General features: G+C 70.3%; 12 protein-coding genes. All 12 read left to right on the top strand.

The features are described from left to right. Window position 1: 1 nt before the first annotated feature. The 12 genes from ACGF0D_RS19230 (at window position 2) to ddaH (ending at window position 13,679) form a co-directional block, all read left to right on the top strand. A complete protein-coding gene (locus tag ACGF0D_RS19230) occupies window positions 2-1,252 on the top strand; it encodes a glutamate-5-semialdehyde dehydrogenase (RefSeq protein WP_392874984.1) in 1,251 nt (416 codons plus the stop codon). Continuing rightward, complete coding sequence (locus ACGF0D_RS19225) at window positions 1,252-2,481, top strand: pyridoxal phosphate-dependent aminotransferase (RefSeq protein WP_392917710.1); 1,230 nt, start codon at window positions 1,252-1,254, stop codon at window positions 2,479-2,481. The genes ACGF0D_RS19230 and ACGF0D_RS19225 overlap by 1 nt, the downstream gene beginning before the upstream one ends. A 97-nt stretch (window positions 2,482-2,578) precedes the next feature. Next, complete coding sequence (locus ACGF0D_RS19220; protein WP_392917707.1) at window positions 2,579-3,931, top strand: hypothetical protein; 1,353 nt, start codon at window positions 2,579-2,581, stop codon at window positions 3,929-3,931. 62 nt (window positions 3,932-3,993) lie between these two features. Further along, complete coding sequence (locus tag ACGF0D_RS19215; RefSeq protein WP_392917704.1) at window positions 3,994-5,271, top strand: MFS transporter; 1,278 nt, start codon at window positions 3,994-3,996, stop codon at window positions 5,269-5,271. Window positions 5,272-5,611: 340 nt separating this feature from the next. Then, window positions 5,612-6,694, top strand: a complete 1,083-nt coding sequence (locus tag ACGF0D_RS19210) for an NAD(P)/FAD-dependent oxidoreductase (RefSeq protein ID WP_392917701.1) — start codon at window positions 5,612-5,614, stop codon at window positions 6,692-6,694. 89 nt (window positions 6,695-6,783) lie between these two features. Then, complete coding sequence (locus tag ACGF0D_RS19205) at window positions 6,784-7,704, top strand: dihydrodipicolinate synthase family protein (RefSeq protein ID WP_392917698.1); 921 nt, start codon at window positions 6,784-6,786, stop codon at window positions 7,702-7,704. Further along, complete coding sequence (locus tag ACGF0D_RS19200; RefSeq protein ID WP_380454748.1) at window positions 7,701-8,087, top strand: L-rhamnose mutarotase; 387 nt, start codon at window positions 7,701-7,703, stop codon at window positions 8,085-8,087. The genes ACGF0D_RS19205 and ACGF0D_RS19200 overlap by 4 nt, the downstream gene beginning before the upstream one ends. Before the next feature lie 21 nt (window positions 8,088-8,108). Then, on the top strand, window positions 8,109-9,830 hold the full coding sequence (locus tag ACGF0D_RS19195) for an HAD hydrolase-like protein (protein WP_392917696.1): 1,722 nt from the start codon (window positions 8,109-8,111) through the stop codon (window positions 9,828-9,830). Between the two features lie 54 nt (window positions 9,831-9,884). Continuing rightward, a complete protein-coding gene (locus ACGF0D_RS19190) occupies window positions 9,885-10,583 on the top strand; it encodes an SDR family oxidoreductase (RefSeq protein WP_392874964.1) in 699 nt (232 codons plus the stop codon). Between the two features lie 14 nt (window positions 10,584-10,597). Next, the gene (locus ACGF0D_RS19185) at window positions 10,598-11,353 is read left to right on the top strand and encodes an SDR family oxidoreductase (RefSeq protein WP_392874961.1); all 756 of its coding nucleotides are present in this window, start codon (window positions 10,598-10,600) and stop codon (window positions 11,351-11,353) included. A gap of 450 nt (window positions 11,354-11,803) precedes the next feature. Beyond that, on the top strand, window positions 11,804-12,667 hold the full coding sequence (locus tag ACGF0D_RS19180) for a hypothetical protein (RefSeq protein ID WP_392917693.1): 864 nt from the start codon (window positions 11,804-11,806) through the stop codon (window positions 12,665-12,667). A 145-nt stretch (window positions 12,668-12,812) separates the two neighbouring features. Beyond that, window positions 12,813-13,679 (top strand): dimethylargininase, encoded by an 867-nt coding sequence (gene ddaH / locus ACGF0D_RS19175; protein WP_392917692.1) that lies wholly within the window; start codon window positions 12,813-12,815, stop codon window positions 13,677-13,679. Window positions 13,680-13,693: the final 14 nt, after the last annotated feature.

Genomic DNA, 13,693 nt, shown 5'->3' with positions numbered 1-13,693 from the left:
TGTGTCGGTAATCGAGATCTGCCGTGCTGCCGCGGAAGCGACCGCCGCCGTCAAGAGGCTGACCACGGCGAAGAAGAACCAGGTCCTCCTGGACATGGCTGCCGCCGTCGAGCGCAACCGCGACTCGATCATCAAGGCGAACGAGCAGGACATCGAAGCCGCCCGTGCGGCCGGTGTCACCCCGACCCTCGTCGACCGCCTGACCCTGACCGAGAGCCGGATGGCCGGGCTGGTGAACGCCATCCACACGGTGGCGTCGCTGGCGGACCCGGTCGGCGAGGTCGTCAAGGGCTGGACCCGCCCCAACGGCCTGCTGATCGAGCAGGTGCGGGAGCCGCTGGGCGTCATCGCGGTGATCTACGAGGCTCGGCCCAACGTCACCGCCGAGGTCGCCGCGCTGTGCCTGAAGACCGGCAACTGCGCGGTGCTGCGCGGCTCGTCCATGGCCGCCGCCACCAACGCCGCGATCATGGAGGCGCTGGCGGAGGCCGTCGCCGAGCACGACGACGTGCCCGCCGCGGCCGTCCAGCTGATCTCGGACCCGTCCCGTGACGCCGCCCTGGAGCTGATGCGCGCCAAGGGGTACGTCGACCTGCTCGTCCCGCGGGGCGGCCCCGAGCTGATCGCCTCCGTCGAGAAGAACGCCACCGTGCCCACGGTGATCGACGGCGCCGGCAACTGCCACACCTACATCGACCGTTCCGCGGACCCGGACATCGCGACCGCGGTCACGATCAACGCCAAGACCTCGCGGCCGAGCGTGTGCAACGCGATGGAGACCCTGCTGGTCCACGCGGACCTGGCGGAGTCCTGGCTGCCCGGAGTCCTCGACCTGCTGGCCGAGGCGGGCGTGGAGATCCGCGGCGACGAGACCGTCCGGCGGGTCTGGCCGAAGGCGCTCGCCGCGACCGAGGAGGACTGGGGCACCGAGTACCTGCGGCTCGTCCTCGCGGTCAAGGTCGTTCCCGACGCCGACGCCGCCTTCGCGCACATCCGCCGGTGGGGCACGTCCAACGCCGAGGGCATCGTGGCCAAGGACATCGACGTGGCGCGGCGCTTCGCCCGGGAGGTCGACTCCGGCAGCGTCTTCGTCAACACCTCCACCCGCTACTCCGACGGCGGCGAGTTCGGCTACGGCGTGGAGATCGGCGTCTCCACCCAGAAGCTGCACGTGCGCGGCCCGATGGGTCTGGAGTCGCTGACCACGGTGAAGAACGTGGTCTGGGGCAGCGGCCAGACGAGGGTCGTCTGATGGCCGGGCAGCCGCACGCCGCGACGGAGCGGTCGCTGCGCACCTCCCGGCTGATGGAGGGCATCACCCAGGCACTGTCGGTCCAGCACAACAACGTCGTCTACGACATGAAGTCCGCCGGACAGGACATCATCACGCTGTCCCTCGGCGAGGCCTTCTTCGACCTGCCGCTGCCGTCCTTCGACGGCCTCACCACGCCCGGCCTGCACCACTACTCGCACTCCCGGGGACTGCCGGAGCTGCGGCGGCTGCTCGCCAAGTACTACGGGTCCGGGTTCGCGCTCCCGGTGGATCCGGACACCGAGGTGATCGTCACCGCCGGTTCGAAGGCCGCCATCTACATGGCGCTGATGGCGATCGTCGACCCCGGCGACCAGGTGATCGTGCCGGAGCCGTACTGGCTGAGCTACCCGGCGCAGATCCGCATGTGCCAGGGCGAGCCGGTGATGGTTCCGCACGACGTGCCGGTCTTCGACTTCGAGCGGTTCGTCACCGCGCGCACCCGTGCGGTCATCATCAACAACCCGAACAACCCGAGCGGGCACGTCTACACCCGGGCCGAGCTGGAGTACCTGCACGAACTGGCCGACCGCCACGGGCTCCTGCTGATCGTCGACGAGGCGTACAACGAGTTCATCCCGCCGGGCGCCGAGTTCATCTCGGCCGGGTCGCTCGACCCGGAGAAGCGGCACACGGTCACGGTCAACTCGATGTCGAAGAACTACGGCGTCTCGGGCTGGCGGATCGGCTACCTCATCGCCAACGAACGGCTCACCGAGCAGATCCTGAAGATCAACCAGCATCTGGTCACCTGTGCGCCCACCATCCTGGCGGCCTACCTGGCCGAACGCTTCGACGACCTCCTGGACGTCACCCGGCCGCAGATCCAGCGCACCGTCCAGCTGCGCAACCGGGTCGCCGGCTGGTTCGCGGACGAGGGCATCGACACCATGCCCGGCACGTCGACCTTCTACCTCTTCGTCCACCTGGGCGGATCCGGCCTCGACTCCACCGAGTTCGCCGGCCGGCTGCTGAGGGAGAGCGCGATCAGTGTGGTGCCCGGCATCGGGTACGGGGACTCCTGCGACCGCTACGTACGGGTCTCCGTGGGCAGCGAGTCCGAGGAGCGCATCGCCCGTGCCGTGGCCGCGATCCGGGACCTCATCGAGAGCACCACGCCCGAGCACCTGACCTCCCGACCGCGGTCGAGGGTCGAATCCGGGGTGTGACCCGCAAGCCGCAGCGCCGAGTCCTTCCGGCCTCGCGGTCCCGACCGCGAGGCCGGAAGGAACCCGATCATCCGACAGCAACCCGAGGGGAAGGCCCATGACGAGGGACTCCGTCACACGCAGCTACGTCGAGCGGTGCCTGGAAGAGGGCAGCGCCTTGCGGGACCTCGTGAGCCGCGTGCCGTTCCCCAGGGAAGCCGACGCCGACTACCGGAGCATCCTCCTGCCCCGGCCGATGTTCGTGCCGCACGACTCCATCGCCACGTGCGCCGACGACCTGACGTCGCTGTTCCACGTCCTGACCTCGCTGCCGGACCGGCTCTTCGGCGGGGACGTCGACGGCTACTCCCGGGAACTGGGCATCGACCCCCGGCGGGCGGCGCTGATCCAGCGGCTCGGGGGCGAGATCACCCTCTACGGGCGCGCCGACCTCTACCGTGTCGACGACTCCTTCAAGCTCCTCGAGTTCAACATCAACAGCAGCGTCGGCGGGGTCTCCTGGTCGGACATGGCCAAGTACATGCTGGAGGTGCCGGAGTTCCGGGAGTTCGCCGACGAGCACGGCCTCGACTACGTCCACACCGGCGAGCGTTTCGTCCGGGCCCTGCGTGAGGCGTCGAGGACCGTCACCGGCGGTGCGCCACCCGTCGTCGGCGCGGTCGACTGCGACGGCGCCATGGCCAAGTACCGGAGCATGTACCTGAGCCTCCAGGAGATGATGCGCGGGTTCGGCATCGAGATGGTCCTCGGTGAGCTGAGCGAGGTCCGGGAGAAGGGCGGGAGGCTGTACCTCCAGGGCCGGCCGCTGGACGTCGTCGCGCGCTACTTCACGGTGGAGGAGGTGGTGGCGAGCCCCGACGGCGAGAAGGTCCTGGAGCCGATCTTCCGGGCGCACGAGGAGGGCCGCGTGGTCCTGTGGACCACGATGCGCACGGGACTGGTGCACAACAAGGCCTGCCTGGCGATGCTGCACGACCAGAGGTGGCGCGACGCCTTCTCGGCCGAGGAGAGGGCGCTGATCGACCGGATCCTCCCCTGGGCCCGGGTCCTGGACTCCGGGACCGTCGAGGCCGGGGGAACCACGGTGGATCTGCTCGACTACTGCCGGGAGCACCGCGAGAAGATCATCATGAAGCCCGTCAACGGATACTCGGGGATCGGCAGCTACGCCGGCTGGGAGCAGTCCGACCGGGACTGGCGGGAGCTCCTGGCCGGGGCCCGCGGGCGCGGGTACATCGTCCAGGAGAGGGTGGTCCCGGATCCGGAGCCGATCGTCGATCCGGAGAGCGGGACCGTCCGGGACCACGACTCCGTCTGGGGCGTCTTCGTCACTCCGGAGGGATACGGCGGGGCTCAGGTGCGGGCCACCCCTTCCGGCGGTCAGGCGGTCATCAACATGGGTGCCGACCGACGCGTCAAGGCGGCCCCCGTGTTCCGCCACGCTTCCTGAGACCGCGGAGGACTCCACGAATGACTCGGTCCCGGACGAGCGCGGACGATCCTTCCAGGGCAGTGGGAAGGCGGACCCCGATCGAGGGCGAAGCGGCGGCGGGGAGCAGCACCGCCGCCGAACCGTCGATCTTCAGGAACGGTAACTTCAGAAGGCTCTTCGCCGCGAACTCCGTCAGTCTGTACGGCTCCCAGGTCAGTTATCTGGCCGTGCCGCTCACGGCGGTCACCGCGCTCGACGCGAGTGCGGCACAGGTCGGCCTGCTCGGGGTCCTGAGCACGGTCTCCTTCCTCCTGATCGGCCTCCCGGCCGGCGTGTGGGTCGACCGCATGCGCCGGCGCCCGATCATGTTCACCGCCGACTTCGGGCGGGCACTGCTGCTGGGATCGATACCCGTGGCGTGGCTGTTCGACGCGCTGACCCTGACGCAGCTGTACCTGGTCGTGTTCGTGAGCGGAACGTTGACGGTCTTCTCCGACATCTCCGCGCAGAGCTTCCTGCCGTCCATCGTGCCCCGGGAGCGCCTCCTCCAGGCCAACGGGTACATCGGCAGCGTCAGGGAGAGTTCCGGGGTCGCGGGGCCCAGTCTGAGCGGTCTTCTGCTCCAGCTGATGGCGGCCCCGGCCGCGGTGCTCGTCGACGCGCTCGGCTTCCTGCTGTCGGGAATCCTGATATCCCGGATCGAGCGGGTGGACGAGTCCCACACGGGGGCCGCGGAGAAGAAGGCGCTGCACCGGGGGATCTGGGAAGGAGTGAGGTTCGTCTTCTCCCATCCCCTGCTCCGCCCGATCGCGATGGCCGGGGCGATCACCAACTTCTCGCTCCAGATGGTCACGATCATGCTGCCCCTGCTCTTCGAGCACACGCTCCACTTCTCCGCGTGGAAGTTGGGCCTGTACCTGGCCGTCGGGGGCGTCGGCTCGCTGATCGGCGCGTACACCGGGCCGCGGTTGGCGGAGCGGGTGGGACAGGGCAGCGTGCTGTGGCTCGCCGGCCTGGTCACCGCGCCGTTCGCCTGCCTGGTGCCGCTGGTCGACGGCGGGGCGGTGTACTGGGTGTCCGCCGTCTGCTGGCTCGTGGTCACGTACCGCATGGGGATGAACAGTGTGGTTCTGGTGAGCTTCCGGCAGCGCGTCACCCCGAACGACCTGCTGGGCCGCATGAACGCGACCATGCGTTTCGCCCTGACCGGAGCCACCGCGCTGGGTGCGGGGGCCTCGGGAGTGGTCGGGGAGTTCTTCGGTGTACGGGCGTCGCTCTACGTCGGGGCGGTGGGGTTGGCGGTCGCCTGGCTCCCCTATGTCTTCTCCCCGCTTCGGCGAATGAAAACCCTTCCCTAGCGCCTGTCCTCTCACGAGCGGTACACCGACCCGTTGTGGGGCCGCCCGGGCGCCGGCGTGCCCCCTCGACGCTCTCGCGTCGGGGGGGCAGGCTATCGCCGCCTTCACTCCAAGGATCGCTGACGTTCTATCAGTTTTTTATCAGGAAACGAGGGTTCGATCTTGACCTCTTGCCGGAGCCCCGGCTTCATGGTCTACTTCTCCGGTGCCGCTTTGACGTCAGGTCGTCAACACGCCAACCAGCGCACCTGGCTTAGAAGTTGATTGAAAGTCAGAAACAGGGGGACCAAATGCGTCGCCCGGCCTTAGGTTAGAAGCTGGTCCTTTCGGGGGAAAGGGTATGGCCTTGCTTTCCGGTACGTCTGAAATGTTGGACGCCGTCGTCGTCGGCGGCGGCATCGTGGGTGCGGCCGTCTTCCACGAACTCGCTGATCGCGGCGCCCGCGTGTGCCTGGTCGAGCAGGATCGGACCGGGCTCGGCACCACGGCGTGGAGCGGCGGGATCGTGCGCTGCTACCATGACGATCCGCTCCTCGTGGAGCGCGCGATACAGGGGCTCTCCTTCTTCCGGAACTTCGCCGAACGGACCGGGATTCACGCGGATTTCATCGAGAGCGGATTCCTCTACATACCGCGCCCGAGCATGCGTGAACAAGCCCGGTCCCTGACGGACCGCATCGCCCGGTCCTTTCCCGCCGAGTTGCTCTCCTCGGCCGACCTGGACCGCAAATTCGGCCATCTCCTCAACCGTTCCGCCGAATTCGCGGTATGGGAACCGCGGGCCGGATATCTGGACGCCACACAGGTGACGCGCGCGCTCGTCCGGTCCGCGGTCCGCAAGGGCGGCCGGCTGCTGGAAGGCGTCCGGGTCGACGGCCCGAACCGGGTGGGGGGACGCGTTCGCGGGGTGCGGGGCAGCACGGGCGTGGTGGCCGCGGACGCGGTGGTCCTCGCCACCGGCGCCCACACGCCACGGCTCCTCGACTCCTGGGGCGTCCCGCACGACCTCTGGGCGCAGGCCATCCAGGTCGAGCTGCGCGGCGTCGACGGTGCGCCGGCAGACCACCCCGCGTACATGGACGACGTCTGCTCCGTCAACGGCAGACCGGATCCCGACTCCGCCGGGATGCTGCTCGGCCACCCCACCGGGTACCGCGTCGACGGTGCGATCGAACGCACCGCCGTCGACCCCGAGCAGTCCCGGCTGGCCGTCGAGGCCGGGCGACGGCGCTTCGGCTGGGTCGAGGCGAGCGTGCCGCTCGGGGGCTTCAGAGCGGCGGAGTGCTACGCCCCGGACGGGCGGGGCCGCGTCGCGTGGGTCCCGCAGGAGGCCGGCCTGATGCTCGCCACCGGCTTCAACGGAGGCGCGTTCAAGCTGGCCCCGTGGGCCGCCGGAGAAGCAGCCCGACTCCTGGCCGGCTGAGCACCGGACCGCCGCGGTCTCCCCGCAGTTCACGACAGTCCATCCCGACTGCCGTTCCTCCGCCATGCCCACACGAAAGGTGGATGTCGATGTCCCAGGACATCAAAGGAGTTCTCCCGGTCGTCCTCATGCCGTACACGGAAGACGGCTCACGGGTCGACGAGGACGACTTCCTCTCGCAGACGGAGTTCATGTTCCAGGCCGGCTGCAACGGCTTCGTCGTGGGCCAGGTGTCCGAGGTGCTGCGGCTGACCCACGAGGAGCGGCTGCGGGTCGCCGAGCTCTCCGCCAAGGCCGCCCGGGGCCGGGGCGTCTCCGTCATGAGCACCGGCGCCGAGACCCCCCAGGCGGCGGTGCAGTACTCGCGCCACGCCCAGGAGGCCGGCGTCGACGCCCTTCTCGTGATGCACCCGGCGACGATCCCGCTCGACGACGACGGCATGGTCGCGTACTACAGCGAGGTCATCGAGTCCGTCGAGATCCCCGTGATCATCCATCACGCCAAGAGCCTGGCGAAGCAGCCGCTGAGCATCGCCGCCCAGGTGCGGCTGCTGGAGGAGTACGGCGAGGAGCGTGTGCTCTTCAAGCCGGAGGCGCAGCCGACGCCGCCGCGCGTCAGCCTGCTGCGCGACGCGACCGGAGGCCGGGCCCGCATCTTCGAGGGCGACGGCGGAATGATGCTGCTCGACTGCCACCGGCGCGGCCTGACGGGCACGATCCCCGCCACCGAGATCGCCGAGATCGTCGTGGCGCTGTGGAACCTGCTCGAACAGGGCAGGCGCGCCGAGGCGGAGCGGATCGCGCACCCGCTCTCCTACCTCATGTGCCACATGATGAACAGCACCGACTACTACGTGTCCATCGCGAAGCGCTTCCTCAAGGAGCGCGGAATCGTGAAGAGCACCCACGTCCGCGGGCCGAGCCGGCACGTGCTCGACGACGAGACGTGGACCGAAGTCAACCACACCTACCAGAACCTGCTTTCGCTCGCGAAGGAGCTCACCCGATGAAGAACCACGCCTTCACCATCCGTCTCAAGGACGCCGCCGCCGCCGAGAAGTACATCGGCCTGCACCGCGACGTCATCCCGGAGATCGTCGCCCCGGGCGGCGCGCTCGACACCATCGGCGTCCGCAAGCTCCAGATCTTCTTCATCGAGCCGCTGATGCTGTTCATGTACGTCGAGGCCGAGGACCACTTCGACCCCACCCGCGACTTCCTGCGCGCCAACGACCTGCACCCGGCCGTGCAGGAGTGGGACGACATGATGCACGCCGACGGCGGCCTCCTCGTCCGGCACGAGAACCACGGCAACAAGCTCAACTGGGCCGAGATGCAGCGCATTCACCACGTGGACTTCACCAACACGCTGCCCGACCTCGACGGGAAGTGAGCTCCTGTGGACCGCGTCGGGTTGACCGTTCTCGACTGCACGCTGCGTGACGGTGGTTACTACACCAACTGGAATTTCGACACCGCTCTCGTCGAGGAGTACCTGGCCGCCTGTCCGGGCCTCGGCATCGACGTGGTGGAGCTGGGCTACGTCCGTTTCACCAAGAACGGGTTCGGCCCGTACGGGCAGCTTCCCGAAGGGCTGACCCCCAACCTGCGCGAGGCCCTTCCCGCGGACCACGCGCTGCGCTTCGCCGTGATGGTGGACGCCGCCGACATGGTGGGTCTGCCCGCGGCGGAGGTCGGCGGTCTGCTCAGGGAGAAGCTGGCCCCCGGCTCGCTTCCGGTGGACCTCGTGCGGGTCGCGGTGCGCTACGACAAGGCGGCCGGCGCCGTGGCCGCGGTCCACTCGCTCCGCGAGGCCGGGTACGGTGTCTGCATCAACCTCATGCAGATCGACCTCGCGACCGCAGACGAACTCGCCGTCTGCCTGGACGCCGTGGTCGCGATGGGCCCGCTCGAAGCGGTCTACATAGCCGACTCGCTGGGTTCCCTGCGTCCGGAACGCACCGTCGAACTCGTCGAGTTGTTCCGCACCGGGCAGGACGCCCCGGTCGGCGTCCACGCCCACGACAACCAGGGCTTCGCCCTGCACAACACGGTCGTCGCGGCGCAGCAGGGCGCCCTGTGGCTGGACGGCACCGCGTACGGCATGGGCCGCGGCGCCGGCAACACCCGCATCGAGCAACTGCTCGCCGTCCTCGGCGAGGACGCGGACCGGCTGCAGCCGCTGATGGAGCTCATCGTGCGGCACTTCCACCCGCTGATGGACCGGTACCGGTGGGGCCCGAGCGGGCTCTACGCGATCGCCGGCATGCGCGACATCCACCCGACCTTCGTCCAACGCGTCGAGGAGGACGCCTCGTTGGACGCGGAGGAGAAGCTGCGGGCCGTCGGTTTCCTCGCCGAGGCCGCGTCCGCGGGGTTCTCCGCGGCCCTCCTCGACGAGGCCCTCGCCCATGCGGCCGGCCAGCGCCTGGCGGACGTCCTGGCGCGCTACCCGGTGGTCGTCTTCGACCTCGACGGGGTGCTCGTCGACTCCAACGAGCTGAAGGTCGAGTGCGTCCGCGCCGCGTTCGACGGCTTCCCGGCCGACCTCGTCGAGCAGTTCACGGACGAGTTCCGGCGCACGTTCGGCCGCTCCCGGCAGGAGCACTTCGCCCACTTCCACCGGACGAGCGTGGAACGCGGCCTGGCGGGCCCGGACTTCGAGGCGTTCTACGAGCGGTACGCGGGCGCGTACGCGGACCGGCTGGCGCACCGCTACCCCGGGGCGCCGCTGTGCGCGGGCGCCGCGGAGACGGTCCAGCACCTGGCCGACCGGGGCGTCCCGCTCTACGTCGCCACGGGCACGCCCCGCGGCGAGGCGGACAAGGTGCTCGCCGCGGGCGGACTGCTCGGCGCCTTCCGCGCCGTGCTCGGCGGGGAGGAGCCGAAGTCCCGCCGTCTCGCGGAGATCCTGCGGGACGCCGGGGTCGACGCGCGGGACGTGGTGCTGGTCGGTGACTCGCGCCAGGACGTCCTCGCCGCGGACGAGACGGGCATCGACTTCGTGCTCGTGACCCGCTACGGGTTCTTCCCGGCCGAGCAGACCCTCCGCGACCGCGTCGGGCGCCCGGCCCGGATCGTCACCGAACTGAACCCGAACGCTCCGGTCAGGCTCCTGACCGAGCATCACGACTGACCCCGACGGTTCGGGCGTCGGCGGAACAAGGTACCGAGTCACACGGGAGGCACAGTGACGGACAGCAGGCAGCCGGTGGTCATCTCAGGGGTGACCAGAGGGCTCGGACGAGCCCTGGCCCAGCGCTTCGCCGTCCTGGGCCACCCGGTGGCCGGGTGCGGCCGCGACGCCGACGCGCTGAGCGGGCTGGCGTCCGAACTGGGTGACGGCCACCGCTTCGAACGGGTCGACGTCACCGACGCCGAATGGGTCGACGCCTGGGCCGAGCGGGTGCACCGCGAGCTCGGTGCACCCGGTCTGGTCATCGCCAACGCCGGTGCCATCACCGGGCCGGCCCCGGTGTGGGAGGTCTCCCCGGAGGACTTCGACACCGTGATCCGGGTGAACGTGGGCGGCGTGTACGCGATGACGCGGGCGTTCCTGCCGCGCATCGCGGACGGCGGCACCCTCGTCACCGTCTCGTCGGGCTGGGGGCGCAACCCCCGGGGCATGCTCGCCGCGTACACGGCGAGCAAGTTCGCGGTCGAGGGGTTCACCCGGGCCGTGGCCCAGGAGGCGGCCCAACTGCGCCCGGGCGTCCGGGTGGTGGCCGTCGACCCGGGCGGCGGCGTGGACACCGCGATGCTGGCGACCTGCCTGCCCGACGAGCACCACACCTACCCGGGCGCCGACGAGTGGGCCGAGAAGGCCGTCGACTACCTACTCCACCGGTTGCCGGCGCACAGCGACGCGACCGGCCTCACCGTGAACTGAGGAACACCACACGCATGAACACCGCATCCCTGGACAACACCCGCGTCGTCGTCACCGGAGCCGCCCGTGACTTCGGCCGGACCCTGGCCATCCGGTTCGCCCAGCTGGGCGCCGAGGTCTACCTGTCCGCCCGCAGTCTGAAGGCGGCGCAGGCGACCCGCGACGAGATCCTCGCGCTCGGCCACGACAAGGTCCACGCCTTCTCCTGCGACCTGACCGACCCGGCCTCGGTCCGGGAGTTCGCCGAGCAGGTCGGCGCGCTCACCGACCGGGTGGACATCCTCCTCAACAACGGCGCCATGTGGCTGGAGGGCTTCGACCTCGGCACCTCCACCGACGAGCAGATCGTGGCGACCATCACGTCCGGCGGCGCGGGCACGGTCCTGATGGTCAAGCACTTCCTGCCGCTGCTGCGCGCCTCGGAGCGTCCCGACATCGTCAACATGGTCTCGGTGGCGGCCTCCCCGCGCGTCGACGAGTGCTCGGGCAGCCCGGCCTTCTACGCCGCCAAGGGAGCCCAGGCCAACGTCGCCGAGATCCTGTCCCGGCGGCTGCGCCCGGAGGGCGTGCGCGTCATCTCGCTGTACCCGCCGGACTTCGAGAACGCGGACCCGCTGGGCGAGGACTGGGAGTCCACCGACCGCCGGGCCGGAGCGGGCCTCACCTCGCAGTCGCTGCTCGACTGCGTGCTGTTCGCCGTGAGCCAGCCCAGGGACTGCTTCATCCGCTCCTTCAACTTCGAGCCCCTGTCCGACGCCGGCACGAAGTAGCCGGCCGGTCCTCGCCCGTCCGCGACCTCGCTCACGAGCGCGCGACGGTCGAGGCCCCGGCTGACCCGACGGCCCCGCGCGGGCCCGACCCCGGGGGCGTGTGGCCGCGCCCCCGGGTGGCGCTCGCCGACCGCGGCGAGCCCGCCGACTTCCGTGAGCCGCGCGCCGAACTGCGCCGACGCGGCGACGACTTCGGTCCGTGAAGACCCTCGGCGGCGCGCGGAAGCGCCTGCCGCGTGGGACGGCGACCGAGCGCCGTGAGGCCCCCGCCCCTCGATCCGGGAGCCGGCGCACGAACTGCCGCGCCAGGCCCGTGACACACCGGCCCCGCGCCAACGGGCCATGCCACCGAGCACATCCACTCCGGGACCCGTCACTGGTTCGACATGGGGCCGCGCCCCGACTACCGCGCCGTCCATCCGTACCCCAACCGGTGGAGCTACTCACGCCATGACGAACAGCAAAGTGGTCCAGCACGAGACCATACGGAAGATCGACGCCCAACTCGCCTTCGACACAGTCTATTTCAGCGACCGGCAGGCGCTGGAGCGGTATCTGACGGACGCCGCGGGCAGCCTCAAGGTGCTCCGGCCCGAGTTCTCGACCGACACCGGGTCCGCGCTCTTCACCGGCCCGGGCCGGCCGCTGCCGCAGGCCGAGCTCGACGGGCTGTGGCGCGAGGGCGGCCGGGCCGTCGTCCACGACCACGTACCGGGCACGCCCCACTTCGCCAACGGCGTCATGGTGGACGGACGGCTGCACCTCACCGACATCTGGCGGTGCTACCTCCTGGACGAGGGCCCGCACTCGCTCCTCACCTCGGTGGTGAACGTCCTGCCCGGCGCGCCGGAGGCCGAGCTGCTGCGGGAGCGGCTGCAGCCGCTGGCCGCGGCGACGGCGGACGGCGACGGGCCCGTCTGCTTCGAGGTGGTGCTCAACGGTGACCAGGTCAAGGTGGTGAAGTTCGCGCACCGGGTCGCCGGGGAGCCGCTGCCGGAGCTCTGCGGGTTCCTCGGCGTCGCCGGCCAGTCCGGGCGGGAGGCCGAGACCCCGGACGGGTTCGTGGCCGACTACGCCTTCAAGGTGCGGCGCAGCGGCATCCTGAGGGCGATCACCGGCCTGGACGAGGTGCGCCGCCTCCCGTCCTACCGCCAGGACCTCCTCCTGCCGACCCTCGGCAGTCCGATCGAGCGCACCCTGGACGAGGGCGCCGGCGTCATCGTCCTGCTCAAGCACGCGGACGAGAGCGTCCTCCTCCGCGACCTGGCGTTCCTCCAGGAACTCAACCGCTCCGGGGTGTTCGTCGTCGACTGATCCGACCGACGTCCGCCCCCTCCTCGCCCCCGCAGACGCGCCGGTGCCGACCGCACCGCCGCGGCGCTGCCTCGCGCCCATCACCCGGTGCGCCTCCCCCGGGCCTCCGGTGGGCCGGTTCTCGTCTACGCAAAGGGAAACAACCATGCCGTACTCGGATTCCATCGCCCCCTCCGACCGACCCGGATCGATCGCCCCGCGGCCGCAGCGGACCGCGCAACCCAAGCGGATCCTGATGTGCGCCCCCCGGTTCTTCGACGTCACCTACTCCATCAACCCGTGGATGCACCCGGAGAAGCCGTCGGACGCCGGGAGCGCGCTCGTCCAGTGGGAGCGGCTGCGCGACCTCTACCGGGACCTCGGCCACACCGTCGAACTCGTCGAGCCGATCCCCGGACTGCCCGACATGGTCTTCGCGGCCAACGGGGCCACCATGATCGACGGCAAGGTCCTCGGCGCGCGCTTCCGCCACATGGAGCGCACCGCGGAGGGCCCCGCCTACCTGGAGTGGTTCCGCGAGCAGGGCTACACCGACGTCCACTGGCCGGAGTTCATCAACGAGGGCGAGGGCGACTACCTGCTGGCCGGACGCCGCCTGCTGGCCGGCACCGGGTTCCGCAGCGACCTCCGCTCGCACTTCGAGGCGCAGGAGTTCTTCGGCGTCCCCGTCACCGGGCTCACCCTGGTGGACCCCCGCTTCTACCACCTCGACACCGCGCTCGCGGTGCTGTCCGACGAGGAGGTCATGTACTTCCCCGAGGCGTTCTCCGCCGGCAGCCAGGCCGTACTGCGCGAACTCTTCCCGGACGCGGTCATCGCGACCGAGGCGGACGCCGAGGTGTTCGGGCTGAACGCCTTCAGCGACGGCCGGCACGTCCTGCTGCCGAGCGCCGCGACCCACCTCGCCGAGGAACTCCGCACGAGGGGCTTCGAGCCCATCGGCATCGACCTGCCCGAGCTGCTCAAGGCCGGCGGCGGCGCCAAGTGCTGCACCTTGGAACTGCGCGGCTGACGTGCTCTCCAACG

The organism is Kitasatospora sp. NPDC048298, assembly GCF_043201465.1.
Lineage (GTDB): Bacteria > Actinomycetota > Actinomycetes > Streptomycetales > Streptomycetaceae > Kitasatospora.
Note: the sequence above shows the minus strand (reverse complement) of the source record. Positions and strands in the feature narration are given on the sequence as shown.

What these genes read in the sequence shown, in the direction of transcription:
- ACGF0D_RS19225 (WP_392917710.1), top strand. Translation starts at nt 1,252, where the DNA reads ATGGCCGGGCAGCCGCACGCCGCGACGGAGCGGTCGCTGCGCACCTCC.
- ACGF0D_RS19220 (WP_392917707.1), top strand. Translation starts at nt 2,579, where the DNA reads ATGACGAGGGACTCCGTCACACGCAGCTACGTCGAGCGGTGCCTGGAA.
- ACGF0D_RS19210 (WP_392917701.1), top strand. Translation starts at nt 5,612, where the DNA reads ATGGCCTTGCTTTCCGGTACGTCTGAAATGTTGGACGCCGTCGTCGTC.
- ACGF0D_RS19205 (WP_392917698.1), top strand. Translation starts at nt 6,784, where the DNA reads ATGTCCCAGGACATCAAAGGAGTTCTCCCGGTCGTCCTCATGCCGTAC.
- ACGF0D_RS19200 (WP_380454748.1), top strand. Translation starts at nt 7,701, where the DNA reads ATGAAGAACCACGCCTTCACCATCCGTCTCAAGGACGCCGCCGCCGCC.
- ACGF0D_RS19185 (WP_392874961.1), top strand. Translation starts at nt 10,598, where the DNA reads ATGAACACCGCATCCCTGGACAACACCCGCGTCGTCGTCACCGGAGCC.
- ACGF0D_RS19180 (WP_392917693.1), top strand. Translation starts at nt 11,804, where the DNA reads ATGACGAACAGCAAAGTGGTCCAGCACGAGACCATACGGAAGATCGAC.
- ddaH (WP_392917692.1), top strand. Translation starts at nt 12,813, where the DNA reads ATGCCGTACTCGGATTCCATCGCCCCCTCCGACCGACCCGGATCGATC.